Origin of the sequence: Curtobacterium sp. MCPF17_011, from assembly GCF_003234145.1 — a bacterium.
Lineage (GTDB): Bacteria > Actinomycetota > Actinomycetes > Actinomycetales > Microbacteriaceae > Curtobacterium.
Genome location: NZ_QKSK01000005.1, coordinates 1 through 13,623 on the forward strand (window position 1 = coordinate 1; position 13,623 = coordinate 13,623).

At 73.3% G+C, this 13,623-nt stretch carries 11 protein-coding genes; 6 read left to right on the top strand and 5 right to left on the bottom strand.

Going from position 1 to position 13,623, the window contains the following annotated elements:
• Positions 1-75: 75 nt before the first annotated feature.
• Genes DEJ25_RS07415 through mtrA form a run of 3 tightly spaced genes read right to left on the bottom strand, consistent with a single transcriptional unit; the run spans position 76 to position 4,144 of the window.
• On the bottom strand, positions 76-1,788 hold the full coding sequence (locus DEJ25_RS07415) for an LpqB family beta-propeller domain-containing protein (RefSeq protein ID WP_111044293.1): 1,713 nt from the start codon (positions 1,786-1,788) through the stop codon (positions 76-78).
• Positions 1,785-3,461 carry an MtrAB system histidine kinase MtrB gene (gene mtrB / locus DEJ25_RS07420; RefSeq protein ID WP_258366444.1) on the bottom strand — a complete coding sequence of 559 codons (1,677 nt, stop codon included), beginning with the start codon at positions 3,459-3,461 and terminating at the stop codon, positions 1,785-1,787. Before mtrB ends, DEJ25_RS07415 begins: the two co-directional genes overlap by 4 nt.
• Before the next feature lie 5 nt (positions 3,462-3,466).
• Positions 3,467-4,144 carry an MtrAB system response regulator MtrA gene (gene mtrA, locus DEJ25_RS07425; RefSeq protein WP_110904734.1) on the bottom strand — a complete coding sequence of 226 codons (678 nt, stop codon included), beginning with the start codon at positions 4,142-4,144 and terminating at the stop codon, positions 3,467-3,469.
• 145 nt (positions 4,145-4,289) lie between these two features.
• On the opposite strand from mtrA, the gene DEJ25_RS07430 reads away from it, so the two are divergent.
• The 5 genes from DEJ25_RS07430 to DEJ25_RS07450 are packed head-to-tail and all read left to right on the top strand — an operon-like array spanning position 4,290 to position 10,009.
• The gene (locus DEJ25_RS07430; protein ID WP_146240631.1) at positions 4,290-5,669 is read left to right on the top strand and encodes a glycerophosphoryl diester phosphodiesterase membrane domain-containing protein; all 1,380 of its coding nucleotides are present in this window, start codon (positions 4,290-4,292) and stop codon (positions 5,667-5,669) included.
• Positions 5,666-6,307, top strand: coding sequence for a DUF4129 domain-containing protein (locus DEJ25_RS16630; protein ID WP_111044296.1), 642 nt, complete (start codon positions 5,666-5,668; stop codon positions 6,305-6,307). Before DEJ25_RS07430 ends, DEJ25_RS16630 begins: the two co-directional genes overlap by 4 nt.
• Positions 6,304-7,647 carry a DUF4350 domain-containing protein gene (locus DEJ25_RS07440; protein ID WP_111044297.1) on the top strand — a complete coding sequence of 448 codons (1,344 nt, stop codon included), beginning with the start codon at positions 6,304-6,306 and terminating at the stop codon, positions 7,645-7,647. The genes DEJ25_RS16630 and DEJ25_RS07440 overlap by 4 nt, the downstream gene beginning before the upstream one ends.
• Entirely contained in the window at positions 7,644-8,651 is a 1,008-nt protein-coding gene (locus DEJ25_RS07445; protein ID WP_375334546.1) for an AAA family ATPase, read from the top strand. Before DEJ25_RS07440 ends, DEJ25_RS07445 begins: the two co-directional genes overlap by 4 nt.
• Positions 8,651-10,009 (top strand): DUF58 domain-containing protein, encoded by a 1,359-nt coding sequence (locus DEJ25_RS07450; RefSeq protein ID WP_111044298.1) that lies wholly within the window; start codon positions 8,651-8,653, stop codon positions 10,007-10,009. Before DEJ25_RS07445 ends, DEJ25_RS07450 begins: the two co-directional genes overlap by 1 nt.
• Positions 10,010-10,085: 76 nt before the next feature.
• On the opposite strand, the gene DEJ25_RS07455 is transcribed toward DEJ25_RS07450, so the two are convergent.
• Complete coding sequence (locus DEJ25_RS07455; RefSeq protein ID WP_375334547.1) at positions 10,086-11,123, bottom strand: stage II sporulation protein M; 1,038 nt, start codon at positions 11,121-11,123, stop codon at positions 10,086-10,088.
• 35 nt (positions 11,124-11,158) lie between these two features.
• On the opposite strand from DEJ25_RS07455, the gene DEJ25_RS07460 reads away from it, so the two are divergent.
• Positions 11,159-12,028, top strand: coding sequence for an RDD family protein (locus DEJ25_RS07460; protein ID WP_111044299.1), 870 nt, complete (start codon positions 11,159-11,161; stop codon positions 12,026-12,028).
• Positions 12,029-12,061: 33 nt separating this feature from the next.
• Here the strand turns inward: DEJ25_RS07460 and ahcY are convergent, their stop codons facing one another.
• Positions 12,062-13,555, bottom strand: a complete 1,494-nt coding sequence (gene ahcY / locus DEJ25_RS07465) for an adenosylhomocysteinase (RefSeq protein ID WP_111044300.1) — start codon at positions 13,553-13,555, stop codon at positions 12,062-12,064.
• Positions 13,556-13,623: the final 68 nt, after the last annotated feature.

Genomic DNA, 13,623 nt, shown 5'->3' on the forward strand with positions numbered 1-13,623 from the left:
CCGTCGGGGGTGGGCCGGCGGGGCGGAATGTGGACGGGCCTCCCGTCCGGCCCGGATGTGGAGGGAGGGCCCCGGTCAGCGCTGCACGCCGAGCACCGACGCCTCGACGCCGGTGGTGTCCCACCCCGCGCCGGTCGACTGCAGCACCGACCCGTCGGACATCCGGAGCAGCAGCGCGTTGCCGCTCCCCCCGGCGATCGCCGTCGCGCGACCGTCCGGCTTCGCGAGGGTGTCCCACTGCCCGCCGACGGTGGTGCGGACGATGCTCGAGCCGGCCGTCGTGCGTCCGACCGAGGCGACGTCGAGCTCGTCGACCCAGGCGGCTCCGACGGGGTCACCGTCGGCGGCCTGCACGCGGACGGGCGGGCCGAGCGAGGTCGGCGCACGGTCGGAGCCGCGCGTGATGGCGACGACGTAGAGCGCGGCACCGTCGTCGGTGTCGAGGAGTGCCAGGGCTCGCGTCGAGTCACGGGACACCTGGAACGACACCAGCCTGCCCTCGGGGAGGGTCGAGGCGACGGTGTGCGGGTCACCGCCCAGCCCGTACGCCGTGATCGACCGGGTGTCCGACCGCTGCGCGACCCAGACGAAGCCTTGGTCGTCGATGCTCGGTGGCACGAGGTCCTCGCGGGTGTCGATGCGCAGCGGGTCCTTGCCGGACCGGACCACGAACACACCGTCGTCGTTGCCGACGGCTGCGGACGTGCCGGATGCGGAGAGGGCGAGCGAGTTCGGGTCGAGTCCGGCGATCCGGTCGCTCAGTCCGCCGCCGAGCGCGGTGACGTCCCCGGTGCCCGGTGTGGCGTACCCGGCGACGCGGTCCTGGACGACGAGGGGTCGAGCGTCGACGTCGGGGTTCCGCTGGGCACTCGTGCCGCTGGAGTCGGGCAGGGGCAGGGCGACGCCCTCGACGGTGAGGTCGACCGAGGAGATCGTGGCGACCGAGGAGAGCGAGTCGGTGAGCTGTTCGCGCATCCGGACCTTCTCGACCGTGTTCGCCCGGAGCGCCTCGCTCGACAGGTCGACCTGCGCGCTGCCGCTCTCGATCGTGACGGCGTTCAGGGAGAGCTGCGTCCCCTCTGGGAACGACGAGACGACCGAGCCCTCGAGCCACTCTGCGGGCCCGGCGAGCAGGGCGCTCACGATGCGTGTGCTGGTGGAGGAGCGGGCCAGGAACCAGCGCTCGTCGGGGACGAGGAACCGGTAGGTGGGGTCGTAGAAGTACAGCGCGTGCGGCTGGAACACCGAGGTGAAGTTGACGGGCGACAGGATGATGCCGTCGGGGGCGTAGGCGATGCGCCACTGGCCGTCCTCGCGGACGAACTGGAACGTCAGCGTCGAGGACGTCGGGCGGACCGCCTGGGTGTACTCGCCGTCGGCGTCCACCGAGGCACTCGCGGTGAGCGTGTAGGTGAGTTCCTGGTCGCCGACGCGTTCGACCTGGCCGTCGCCCTGCCGGATGGTGACGCCCTGCCGCGGGTTCCACTTCTGCGAGAAGCCGCTGCTGAGGAACTCGCGGGCGACGGCGTAGTCGTTCTGCGCACCGGTGGCGGCGTCGATGAACTGTGTCAGCAGGTCGGTCTGGTTCGCCCCGTCCTCGGGGCCGGTGGGACGGTAGTCGACGCCGCCGGTGGGCGACTCGTCGGTGATCGACTGGCCGGAGCGCACGGGGCCACCGGTCGGGATGGCGGCGCAGGCGGTCGCGCCGAGCAGCGTCACGGCGGCGAGCGCGGCGGTGAGCACCAGCCGGAGGCGCGCACGGTGGGTCGGTCGGTCCGTCCGGGTCATGCCGGGTCCTCCGTTCCGGTCGGTCCCGCGTAGGACTCGTCGAGCGCGGGCAGCGGGATCGCCGACGTCGGCGGGGTCTCGCTGCTCCGACGCGGCAGGGTGAGCACGAACGCGGAACCCTCGCCCGGTCGTGACCACACGTCGATGCGGCCGCCGTGCAGCTGGGCGTCGCCGAGGCTGATGGCGAGCCCGAGTCCGGTGCCGCCGATGGTGCGCTTGCGGCTGGGGTCGGCACGCCAGAAGCGGTCGAACACCCGGGCGGTGTCCTCGGCCGGCATCCCGACGCCACGGTCGCGAACCGCGATGGCGACGGAGCGGGAGTCGCTGTCGACCACGAGGTCGACGGGTCGGCCGTCACCGTGCTCGATGGCGTTGCCGACGAGGTTCCGGAGCACCCGGCGGATCCGGCGGGCGTCGAGCTGCATGGTGGTGTGTCCGCCCGGGGTGGCCAGGCGCAGCTCGATGCCGGCGCGGTCAGCCAGGGGGCGGAACTCCTCGACGATGTCGGCCGCGAGCGCCGCCGGGACGACGGGCTCGGTCTCGAGTTCGACGGCCTGGGCGTCGTACCGGGAGATCTCGAGCAGGTCCGCGAGCAGCAGTTCGAACCGGTCGACCTGGGCGTGCAGCAGTTCCGCGGACCGGGCGACGGAGGGCTCGAACGCGTGCCGGGCGTCGAAGAGCAGGTCCCCGGCGAGGCGGATCGTGGTGAGGGGCGTCCGGAGCTCGTGGGAGACGTCGGACACGAACCGCTGCTGGACGCGCGAGAGCTCGGCCAGCTGGGTGATTTGGCGGCTGACGGCGTCGGCCATGTCGTTGAAGCTCCGGGCGAGGGTGGCGATGTCGTCCTCGCCCCGGACCGGGATGCGCTCATCGAGACGGCCGGCGGCGATCTTGCGGCTGGTCTCGGCAGCGCCGCGGATGGGGACGACGACCAGGCGCACCACGAGCGAGGTGACCAGCGCGATGAGCACGATGAGGGCGACACCGCCGATCGAGAGGGTCTGGGACACGAAGTCCAGCGTCTGCTGCGCGTCGGACAGGTCGTACACGATGTACAGCTCGTACTGGCCGGCGCTCGGGATCTGCAGTGTGGACCCGACGGCGAGCCCCGGTCCGCGGCCGTCCGGCCCCTCCAGCCGGACGGGTTGCAGACTGAGCTCACCGGTGTCGGCGGCCACCCGTTTCCGCAGGTCGTCCGTGATCACGGAGTCCGGGAACCCGGTGCTGGCGACGTTCTGCAGGATCTGCGGTGTCCGGGCTCCGGGTGTGCGCTCGATCGCGATGCTCGTCCCGCCCGGACTGGTGGTGTTCGAGAGGATCGCGTTCTGCGCCTCGCTCTGCAGCGACTCGAGTTCGGTCTGGTTGTTGTCCTCGGCCGCGGTGGCCGCGTCGAAGATGTTCTGCGCCACGATGGTCGCCCGCGCCGACTCGGCCTCGATCTGGTCGCGGCGCTGCGCGTACACGTTGTTCGAGATGCTCACCATGACGGCGGTGCCGATCACGGCGACGGCGAGTCCCGTGGTCGCCACCGTGATCGCGGCCGAGCGGACCATCAGCGAACGACGCCAGAGGTACGCGATCCCGCGCCAGATCCGGCGGAGCCAGGTGCGGACCCGCCGGCGCACTCGGCGGAACGGCGCTGGGGCCGGGGCCGGGGCCGACGAGGACGACACGCCCGTCAGCTCTGCGCGCCGGCCCGGTACCCGACCCCGCGGACGGTGGTCACGATGCGGGGGTTGTCCGGGTCGTGCTCGATCTTGGCGCGGAGGCGCTGCACGTGCACGTTCACCAGGCGGGTGTCCGCCTTGTAGTGGTAGCCCCAGACCTGTTCGAGGAGCATTTCCCGGGTGAACACCTGGCTGGGCTTCTCGGCGAGCGCACGGAGCAGGTCGAACTCGAGCGGCGTGAGGGCGATGGCCGCGTCACCGCGGCGCACCTCGTGCCCGGGGACGTCGACGACCAGGTCGCCGACGTGCAGGACGGTCGCGTCGGTGGCGGTCGGCCGCAGACGGGTCCGGATCCGGGCGACGAGCTCCTTCGGGTTGAAGGGCTTAACGACGTAGTCGTCGGCGCCGTTCTCGAGTCCTGCGACGACGTCCGCGGTGTCGCCCTTGGCGGTGAGCATGATGATCGGCGTGCCGCTCTCGGCCCGGATGCGACGGCACACCTCGATGCCGTCGATGCCCGGCAGCATGACGTCGAGCAGCACGAGGTCCGGCTTCGTGGCGTGGAAGGCCTCGACGGCGTCGTTGCCGTCCGCGCTGAAGTCGGGCTCGTAGCCCTCCGAGCGGAGGACGATGCCGATCATCTCGGCGAGGGCCTGGTCGTCGTCGACGACGAGGATGCGCGGTGTCATGGGATGCGGACTCCGGAGGGCAGGGTGGGGCACCCAGGGACGGGTACTCTCCGCTCACGATAGCCGAGGCCCCGTCACCGCAGGTTTTCCGACAGGATGGGCACGGTCGCGCGTTCCGGCAGCGGCCAGGCGAGGGGGCAGGTCGATGGTCGACGACGGATGGCAGGTCCCGGGGACGGACCAGCCGCAGCACGGGTCGAACGGCCCGCAGCAGCAGCCGACGCCGTGGGTCGCGTCCGGCCAGCCAGGAGGCACGCCCTCACCCGGCACGTCCGCTCCCCGCACCGGCGGGCCGGCTCCACTGCCGCCGGCGTCCCGTCCGGTGATCCCGCTGCGGCCGCTCGGTCTGGGCGACGTGCTGGCCGGTGCCTTCACGGTCTTCCGCCGCAACGCGCGCGTGCTGCTGCTCTGGGCCGTCCTGCTCTCCGGGGTCCTCGGGCTCTTGGCCACCCTCGGGTCGGCGGTCGGTCAGCGGGTCCTGCAGAGCCGGCTCCTCTCCGCGGTCGACGGCGGCGGTGGTGGGGACGCGGACAGCATCATCGCCGGGACCGTGACCCTGTACGCGGTGCTGTCGATCGGCCTGCCGTTCCTCAGCTACCTGGCACGCGGGTTCCTGGTCGCCCCGGTCGCGGTCGACACCGGGCAGCGGGTGCTCGGACGGCGCGGGACGTTCCGCGGACTGTGGTCCCTGCTCGCCGGTCGTCGCGGGTCGGTCATCGGGTGGATCCTGCTGCAGCTCGCCGCCGGGATCGTGGTCGCCGTCGTCTTCGTCGTCGTCGTGATCGCGTTCGTCGCCGCCCTGGCCGCCGGGGACAGCTCGGCGGGCTGGTTCGTGCTGGTGGTGTTCCTGATGGTCCTCGGTTTCCTGGTGCTCATCGCCTTCCTGGTCACCCGCTTCGCCTTCACGGTGCCGACGATCGCGCTGGAGGGTCGCAGCGTCTTCTCTGCCGCAGGGCAGTCGTGGCGACTCACCCGCGGCGCGTTCTGGCGTACGTTCGGCGTCCTGCTGCTCGTGCAGGTCGTGCTCGGCGTCGCTGCGAGCATCGCCAGCATCCCGCTCACCATCGGGCTCACCCTGTTCTCCGGCGTCTTCGACCCGCTCGGACAGACCGCGGCGACCGGTGCGGCACCCTCGGCCGGCGGGGTCGTGGCCCTGGTCGTCGGCAGCCTGCTCGTGATCGCGGTGCAGTGTGTGACGGACGTCCTGAGCGCCTCCATCGTGACCTTCCTGGCGATCGACCGACGCATCCGCACCGAGGCGCTCGACCAGCGGATCGCTTCCCACATGGACACCGGTCAGCCCGCGGACCCGTTCGCACCGCACGCACCGGTGGCGCGGCCGTCCTGGGCGCCGGGCGCTCCCTGGTCGCCGCAGCAGCAGTGGGCACCGCAGCAGCCGTGGGCACCGCAGCAGCAGGGCTGGCCGCAGCAACAGCCGCAGCAGCCCTGGCCGCCGCACCAGCCCTGGGCCCCGGAGCGGCCGGACCAGCACGACCAGCACGACCCGCAGGACGGCCGCGGGTGAGCACCCCCGGTCCCGGGGAGGCACGCCGACTGCTCGAGCGCGAGCTCGCCCACCGTGACTACCAGGGCGCACAGGAGACCTGGTGGGACCGGGCTTCGCGGTCGTTCCTCGACTGGCTCGGTTCGCTCGCCCCGGACGGCGTCGGCTCCACCGGGTTCGGGCGCACCCTGCTCGTCATCGCGATCGTCGTGCTCGTCGCCGTGGTCGTCCTGGTCGTCGTCACCCGGGGTCTCCCCCACCGCCGTGCGCGTGTCCGTCCGGGTGCCCTCGGCGGTGTCTTCGACGACGACGACCTCCGGTCCGCGCGGGCCCTTTCCGCAGCCGCGGACGACGCCTTCCGCTCCGGCGACTGGGCGACCGCGGTCCTCGAGGGCTACCGCGCCCTCGCCCGCGGTCTCGGCGAACGGGACCTGGTCGTCGTGGTGCCCGGAGCGACCGCCCGAGCCATCGCCGACCGCGCCACGGTGCCCTTCCCGCAGCTCGCTGACCTGCTGCGCGGTGCCTCCGACGCGTTCGACGCCGTCCGCTACCTGGGGGTCGAAGCCGACGAGTCCGCCGCACGTCGCGTGCTCGAGACCGAACGCGCCGTCCGACAGGCCCGGCCCCTCCCCGCGGACCGACCGGCGGTCCCGGCATGAGCGCCGTGACGACGTCGGCGCCGGTGGGCCCGTCGGGTCGGGACACGACCACGTCCGCCACGGGTTCCGGGGGGCCGGGTCCCTCGGACCGCGGCGTCCGGATCGTCACCTGGGTCGCGGTCGTCGTCGTCGGCCTCCTGCTCGCTGCCCTGACCGCCGCGGTCGGCCGGGACGACCGCCAGCGGGACGTCCCGCTCGACCCGACCTCCACCTCGGCGAGCGGTTCGCGCGCGTTGGTCGAGGTCCTCGGACAGCAGGGCACCACGGTCGACGTGGTCCACGGCGCGGACGCCGTCGAGGTCGGGACGGGTGCCACGGTCCTGGTCGACGACTCCGCCGGCGTGCTCGACCGAGGTGTCGCCCGGCGCCTCGCGCGGACCGTCGACGATGTGGTCCTCGTGACGGGCGACCCCGGGGTCCTCGAGTCGTTCGGCGTGGACGCACGTCCGGCCGGCAGCACCTCGTCGACCCGCGTGGCGGCGACGACGACCTGCCCGATCCCGGCCGCGCGGGCCGCGGGTTCCGTCACCGTCGTCGGTGCGACCTACGACACGGACGATGCCGACGTGCAGCGCTGCGCCCCGTCCGGCTCCGGCGCCGACACCCGCTGGGGGCTCCTGCGCGCCGACACGGAGGACGGCCGGGTCACGGTGCTCGGCACGACCGGTGTCCTCCGCAACGACACCGTCACCCGCGCGGGCAACGCCGCCCTCGCGCTCGGGCTGCTCGGCAGCGGTGACCGCCTGGTCTGGTACGTCCCCACCCCGGACGGCACCGATGCCGCGCCGTCCCTCGGCGACCTCGCACCGCCCTGGGTGCCGAGTACCCTCGCCGTCCTCGGGCTGGTCGCCGTCGCCGCCGCGTCCTGGCGTGGGCGTCGGCTCGGCCCCCTGGTCGTCGAACGCCTGCCCGTCGTGGTGCGTGCCGCCGAGACCACCGAGGGGCGCGCGCGGCTCTACGCCCGCGTCCGCGACCGGACCCACGCGCTCGACACCCTCCGGCTCGCGGCACTCCGGCGGATCGGACGGAGTCTCGGACTGCCCCGGTCGGCGCACGTCGACGAGGTCGTCCGGCGGGCCGCCGCAGTGACGGGACGGTCCGCCGCCGAGGTCGGTGCCGTGCTCGTCGGTGGGACCACCGACGACGACCGGGCCCTCGTCGAGGGAGCAGCTGCCCTGGACGAACTCGAGCACGCGGTCGACCGGGCGCGCTCCGGGGACGTGGGACGGGCCTCCCGGCCTGCCCCGGACGAGCTGCCGACGCGACCGACCGGACCGACCGGGTCGCCCGCCGGACCGACGACGGCGACCACCCGCACACGACCAGGAGGACGATCGTGACCGACCTGCCCATCACCACGCCCTCCGGGCGCTCCGCCGGACCGACCCCTGGCACCGATCCGCTCCGCGAGGCGGTCGCCCGCGTCCGCGCCGAGGTCGGCAAGGCCGTCGTCGGGCAGGAGGGCGCCGTCTCCGGCATGATCGTCGGCCTGCTCGCCCAGGGCCACGTGCTGCTCGAGGGCGTCCCGGGGGTCGCGAAGACCCTGCTCGTCCGGAGCCTGGCCGCCGCGATGTCACTCGACACCAAGCGCATCCAGTTCACACCCGACCTGATGCCCGGGGACGTCACCGGCTCGCTGGTGTACGACGCCTCGACAGGCACGTTCCCGTTCCGGGAAGGACCGGTGTTCACCAACGTGCTGCTCGCCGACGAGGTGAACCGGACGCCGCCGAAGACGCAGTCCGCGCTGCTCGAGGCGATGGAGGAACGGCAGGTCAGCGTCGACGGCGCAGCCCGGATGCTGCCCGACCCGTTCTTCGTCGCGGCGACGATGAACCCCATCGAGTTCGAGGGCACCTACACGCTCCCCGAGGCGCAGCTCGACCGGTTCCTCATGAAGCTGACGCTCGACCTGCCGCCGCGCGAGGTCGAGTGGCAGGTCCTCCGACGGCACGCCGACGGGTTCGTGCCGCGCGACGTCCGCTCGGCGGGGATCGTGCCCGTGGTCGGCGTCGAGGAGGTCCGGGCCGCACAGCGCGCTGTCCGGGCGGTCGGCGCCCGTGACGACGTGCTCGCGTACGTCGTGGACCTGGCCCGTGCCACCCGCCAGGCGCCGTCCGTCCGCATCGGCGTCAGCCCCCGCGGTTCCACGGCCCTGCTCGCCGCGGCGAAGGCGTGGGCCTGGCTGACCGGCTACGACGCCATCACGCCCGACCACGTCCAGGCGATGCTGCTGCCCGTGTGGCGGCACCGCCTCCGGATCGCCGCCGACGCCGAACTCGAGGGCGTCGACGCGGACGGGGTGCTCCAGCAGGTCCTCGAACAGGTCCGGGTACCGATCTAGTGGCGCTCTCCGGCCGGTTCGTCGCGCTCCTGGCGGTCGCCGTCGTCCCCACGGTGCTGCTCGGCAGCGGGTGGGGTGCGTCGGCGTGGATCGGGTTGCTGGTCGTCGCGAGTGCCGTCGACCTGCTGCTCGCAGCGGACCTGCGCCAGGTCAGGATCGAACGGCGGATGCCGCGGCTGGCCCGTCGGGACGCCGGTGCCGATGGCACGCTCGTCCTCGCCAACGACGGCCGACGGGTCCTGCGCGGCCTGGTCCGGGACATGTGGGAGCCCTCCGCCGGCCAGGAGCCGCGACGCGTGCGACTGACGGTGCCGGCCGGTGAACGACGCACCGCACAGATGCGCTTCACCCCGTTCCGGCGGGGACGGCGGACCACCACCGGCATCGCGATCCGGGCCTCCGGGCCGCTCGGCCTCGTCGCCCGGCAACGCGTCGTCCCCGCCCCGGCCGAACTCGTCGTCACCCCGCCGTTCCGGTCACGCCGACACCTGCCGTCCCGGCTCGCCCGGCTCCGCGAACTCGACGGCGAGACCACGCTGCAACTCCGTGGTCACGGCACCGAGTTCGACTCGCTCCGCGACTACGTGCGCGGCGACGACGTCCGGTCGATCGACTGGCGTGCCACCGCGCGCCGCCAGGACCTGGTCGTCCGCACCTGGCGACCCGAGCGCGACCGCCGTGTCGTCGTGGTCGTCGACGCCGGACGCGCCGGTGCCGGGCGGGTCGACGACGAGCCCCGCCTGGACACCGCGATCGAGACGGCGCTCCTCGTCGGCGCCCTCGCAGCGGCCGCCGGGGACCGGGTCGATCTCGTCGTGCTCGACGACGCCGTGCGCGGACGGGTCCTCAGCGCGACCCGCTCGGACGTGGTGCAGCGGTTCGGCGAGACCCTCGCCCTGGCCGAACCCGAGCTCCGGCCGACCGACTGGGCCGCGGTGCCCGGGATCGTCGACGCCGTGACCACGCAGCGCGCGCTCGTGGTGCTCGCGACCAGCCTCGACTCCGTGGGTGCCTCCGGTGACCTGCTCACGGTCCTGCCCGTGCTCGCGCGTCGGCACGCGGTGGTCGTGACGAGCGTCGAGGACCCCGCGGTGGCGCGGATGGCGGTCGCCGACGGCAGCCGGGGCCGCACGCCGGGCCTCCTGTCCGGCGCCGGGTCCGCGGCCGGGCTCCGACCAGGACCCGGACACGCGGACGTGTACCGGCGGGCCGCCGCGGAACGGTCGCTGCTCGACGCCGACGGGGTCGCCGACGTCGCCCGCCGGGCCGGTGCCGAGGTGGTCCGAGGACTGCCCGAGGAGGTCCCGCCGCGGACGGCCGACGCCTACCTGCGCGCGAAGGCGGCCGGGAGGCTCTGACCGGCCCGTCCGAGACGTTGCGACACCGGGACGCTGCGACACCGAGACGCTGCGACACCGGGGCGGTCGCGCTGGGTCAGCCGGCGACGATCTCGGTGGCTCCGCGGTCGAACTCGTCGACGTCGCCGCGCTCCCCCGCGCGGTGTGCTCGCCCGCCGACGACCCACTGGTAGCCGAGGACCAGGGCGAGCGCCACCGTGCCGATGCCGATCTTCACCGGCCACGCCCAGTCCTGCCGCGTGACGGTCCCCTCGACGATGCCGGACATGAGCAGGGTGAGCACGAGGCCGATCGCGACCGTGATGAGCGCTCGACCGTCCTCGGCCAGCGCCTGCGCGCGGGTCCGGTGTCCCGGGGCGATCCACGACCACGCGATCATCAGCCCGGCCCCACCCGCCAGGAAGATCGAGTAGAGCTCGAGCTGTCCGTGCGGGGCGATGTAGAGGAAGAAGTCCCCGAGCCGACCCTGCGAGTGCATGATCGACGCCGAGACACCGAGACTCATCGCGTTCTGCACGATCGAGTACGGCACGAACAGTCCGGTGATGCCGAACGCCACCATGCTCGCGGCGATGTACGCGTTGTTCGTCCACACCTGCGCGGTGAAGGCCCCGAGACCGTGGTCGGAGTAGTAGTCGACGAAGTCCTGGGTGGCGTACTGCCGGAGTGCCGAGTCCGTCCCGAACGTGTCGACCGCGCCCGGCGTCGACGTGATCCACACGGCCGTGACGCTGGCGATGACGATCGTGGCGACCGCGACCCAGATCGTGACCCACCGGATCCGGTACAGCGCGGCGGGCAGCTGGAGGGCGAAGAACCGGACGACGGCGGTGACGGGGTCGACCGGCGTCCCCGTGAACCGCAGGCGGGCTCGGTGGAGGGTCAGCGAGAGCCGGTCACCGGTCGCGGAGCGCGGTGACACCTGCCGGATGCGGGCGAGGTCCGTCGCGGCCGCTCGGTAGTCGGTGAGCATGCGATCGACGTCGTCACCCGAGGTGGGGGGGCGTCGGGCGAGCCGGTCGAGCTCGTCCCACCGAGCGCGATGCGCCTCGGAGTAGGCGTCCAGGTCCATGCGCTCCCCCTCGTGCTGGTCGGAGCCACGCTCCGGGTCCACGACCGCTCGTGGTCCTGTTCCGACAGAATGATCCCATGTCGAAGCGCGCCACGCCCCGGGACCTCGCGGACCGCCGCTTCGTCCGCGCCCTGGACGACACCGATGACGCGCTCGTCGTCGGTGAGGCCGTCGCGCTCGACGTCGTGCCGGCGAGCATCGTCCTGCGGGGAGCCGGCGCACTGCTCGACGCGGTGTGCCTCGCGGTGCTCCTCGTGATGCTGCTCATCGGCATGTCCCGGGTCTGGCCGACCGGTGTCGACAGCGGCTGGTCGGCCGCGGCGCAGATCGTCGTGGTGGTCGTCGTCTTCGTGCTCGTCCCGGCGGCCGTCGAGACCGTCACCCGGGGCCGGAGCGTCGGTCGGTACGCCCTCGGGACCCGGGTGGTCCGGGTCGACGGCGGCGCGGTGTCGTTCCGGCACGCGTTCACCCGAGCCCTCGTCGGGCTGCTGGAACTCTGGCTCACGGTGGGCTCCCTCGCCCTGGTCGTCGCGTTGTTCGGCTCCCGCCCTCGACGCCTGGGCGACCTGCTCGCGGGTACCGTCGTGCAGCACGAGCGACTGCGCCGGTCGGTCGACCCGGTCGTGACGCTGCCGCCGTCGCTCATCGGGTGGGCGGGTGTCGCGGACGTCCGTCGGCTGCCGCAACGGCTCGAGAACCGGATCGCAGCGTTCTTCCGGGGTGTGGCCTCGGTGCAGACCGGACTCCGCGCCGAGGTGGCGCGTTCCCTGGCGGCCGAGGTCGCCGAGTACGCGCAGCCGGTGCCGCCGGTCCCGGCCGAGGAGTTCCTGGCCGGGGTGGTCGCACTGCGCCGAGCGCGTGACCTGCGGGCGTTCACCGGCCGGGCGCGCACCCTCGAGCGGGCGAGCACGCTCGCGGGGGCGCGTCCGCCGGGCTTCCCGCGCTGAGGACCCCGACGGACGCTGCCCCGGCACCAGGGCTCAGTAGCGGTACTGCTCCGACTTGTACGGGCCCTCGACCGGGACGCCGATGTACGCCGCCTGCTCCGGCCGGAGTTCGGTGAGCCGGACCCCGAGGGCCTCCAGGTGCAGCCGGGCGACCTTCTCGTCGAGGTGCTTCGGCAGCACGTGGACGCCGACCGGGTACTGCTCGAGCCGGGTGTGCAGTTCGATCTGCGCGAGCACCTGGTTCGTGAACGAGTTGCTCATCACGAAGGACGGGTGACCGGTGGCGTTGCCGAGGTTCATCAGGCGGCCTTCGCTGAGCACCAGGATCGAGCGGCCGTTGGGCAGACGCCACTCGTGCACCTGCGGCTTGATCTCGACCTTCTCGGCGCCGGGCATCGACTCGAGGCCGGTCATGTCGATCTCGTTGTCGAAGTGCCCGACGTTCGCCACGATCGCCAGGTGCTTCAGCGCGAGCATGTCGTCCACGCCGACCACCCCGAGGTTGCCGGTGCAGGTGACGACGATGTCCACCTGGGCCGCGACGTCCTGCAGACGGGCGACCTGGTACCCGTCCATCGCCGCCTGGAGCGCGCAGATCGGGTCGACCTCGCTGACGATGACGCGGGCGCCCTGGCCGCGGAGCGCCTCGGCCGCGCCCTTGCCGACGTCGCCGTAGCCGACGACGAACGCGACCTTGCCGCCGATCAGGACGTCGGTGGCCCGGTTCAGGCCGTCCGGCAGCGAGTGGCGGATGCCGTACTTGTTGTCGAACTTCGACTTGGTGACCGAGTCGTTGACGTTGATCGCCGGGAACCGCAGCCCGCCGGCGCGCGCCAGCTCGTACAGGCGGTGGACGCCGGTGGTGGTCTCCTCGGTGACGCCCTCGATGTCCGCGGCGATCCGGGTCCAGCGGTCGCCGGACTGCTCGAGCGAGGACGCGACCGTGGCCAGCACGATCTCCCACTCGGCGCTTGCGTCGGGGCCGGCGTCCGGGACCCGGCCGGCGGCTTCCGCGTCCGCGCCGGTGTGCACGAGCATGGTCGCGTCGCCACCGTCGTCGAGGACCAGGTTCGGGCCACGCCAGGAGACGGGCTCGGAGTCGGCCCCGGCCTCGGCTGCCTCGGCGCTCCAGTCGAAGACCTGGTTCGTGCACCACCAGTACTCGTCGAGGGTCTCGCCCTTCCACGCGAACACCGGGACGCCGGCGGGGGCGTCGACCGTGCCGGTCGGGCCGACGGCGACCGCGGCCGCGGCTTCGTCCTGCGTGGAGAAGATGTTGCAGCTGGCCCAGCGGACCTGCGCGCCGAGGGCGACCAGCGTCTCGATGAGGACGGCGGTCTGCACGGTCATGTGCAGCGAGCCGGCGATGCGCGCCCCGGCGAGCGGTTGCGCGGCGCGGAACTCGTCCCGGAGCGCCATCAGGCCGGGCATCTCGTTCTCGGCGAGTCGGATCTGGTGGCGGCCGGCCTCGGCGAGCGTGAGGTCGGCGACGCGGAACGGGACGGCGGCGCGGGTGTCGGTCGGCATGCCGCTCAGTCTCCCACGCACCGCCGACCAGGACGGTGTCGCGTGACGCCCGTGGACAGACCCACGGG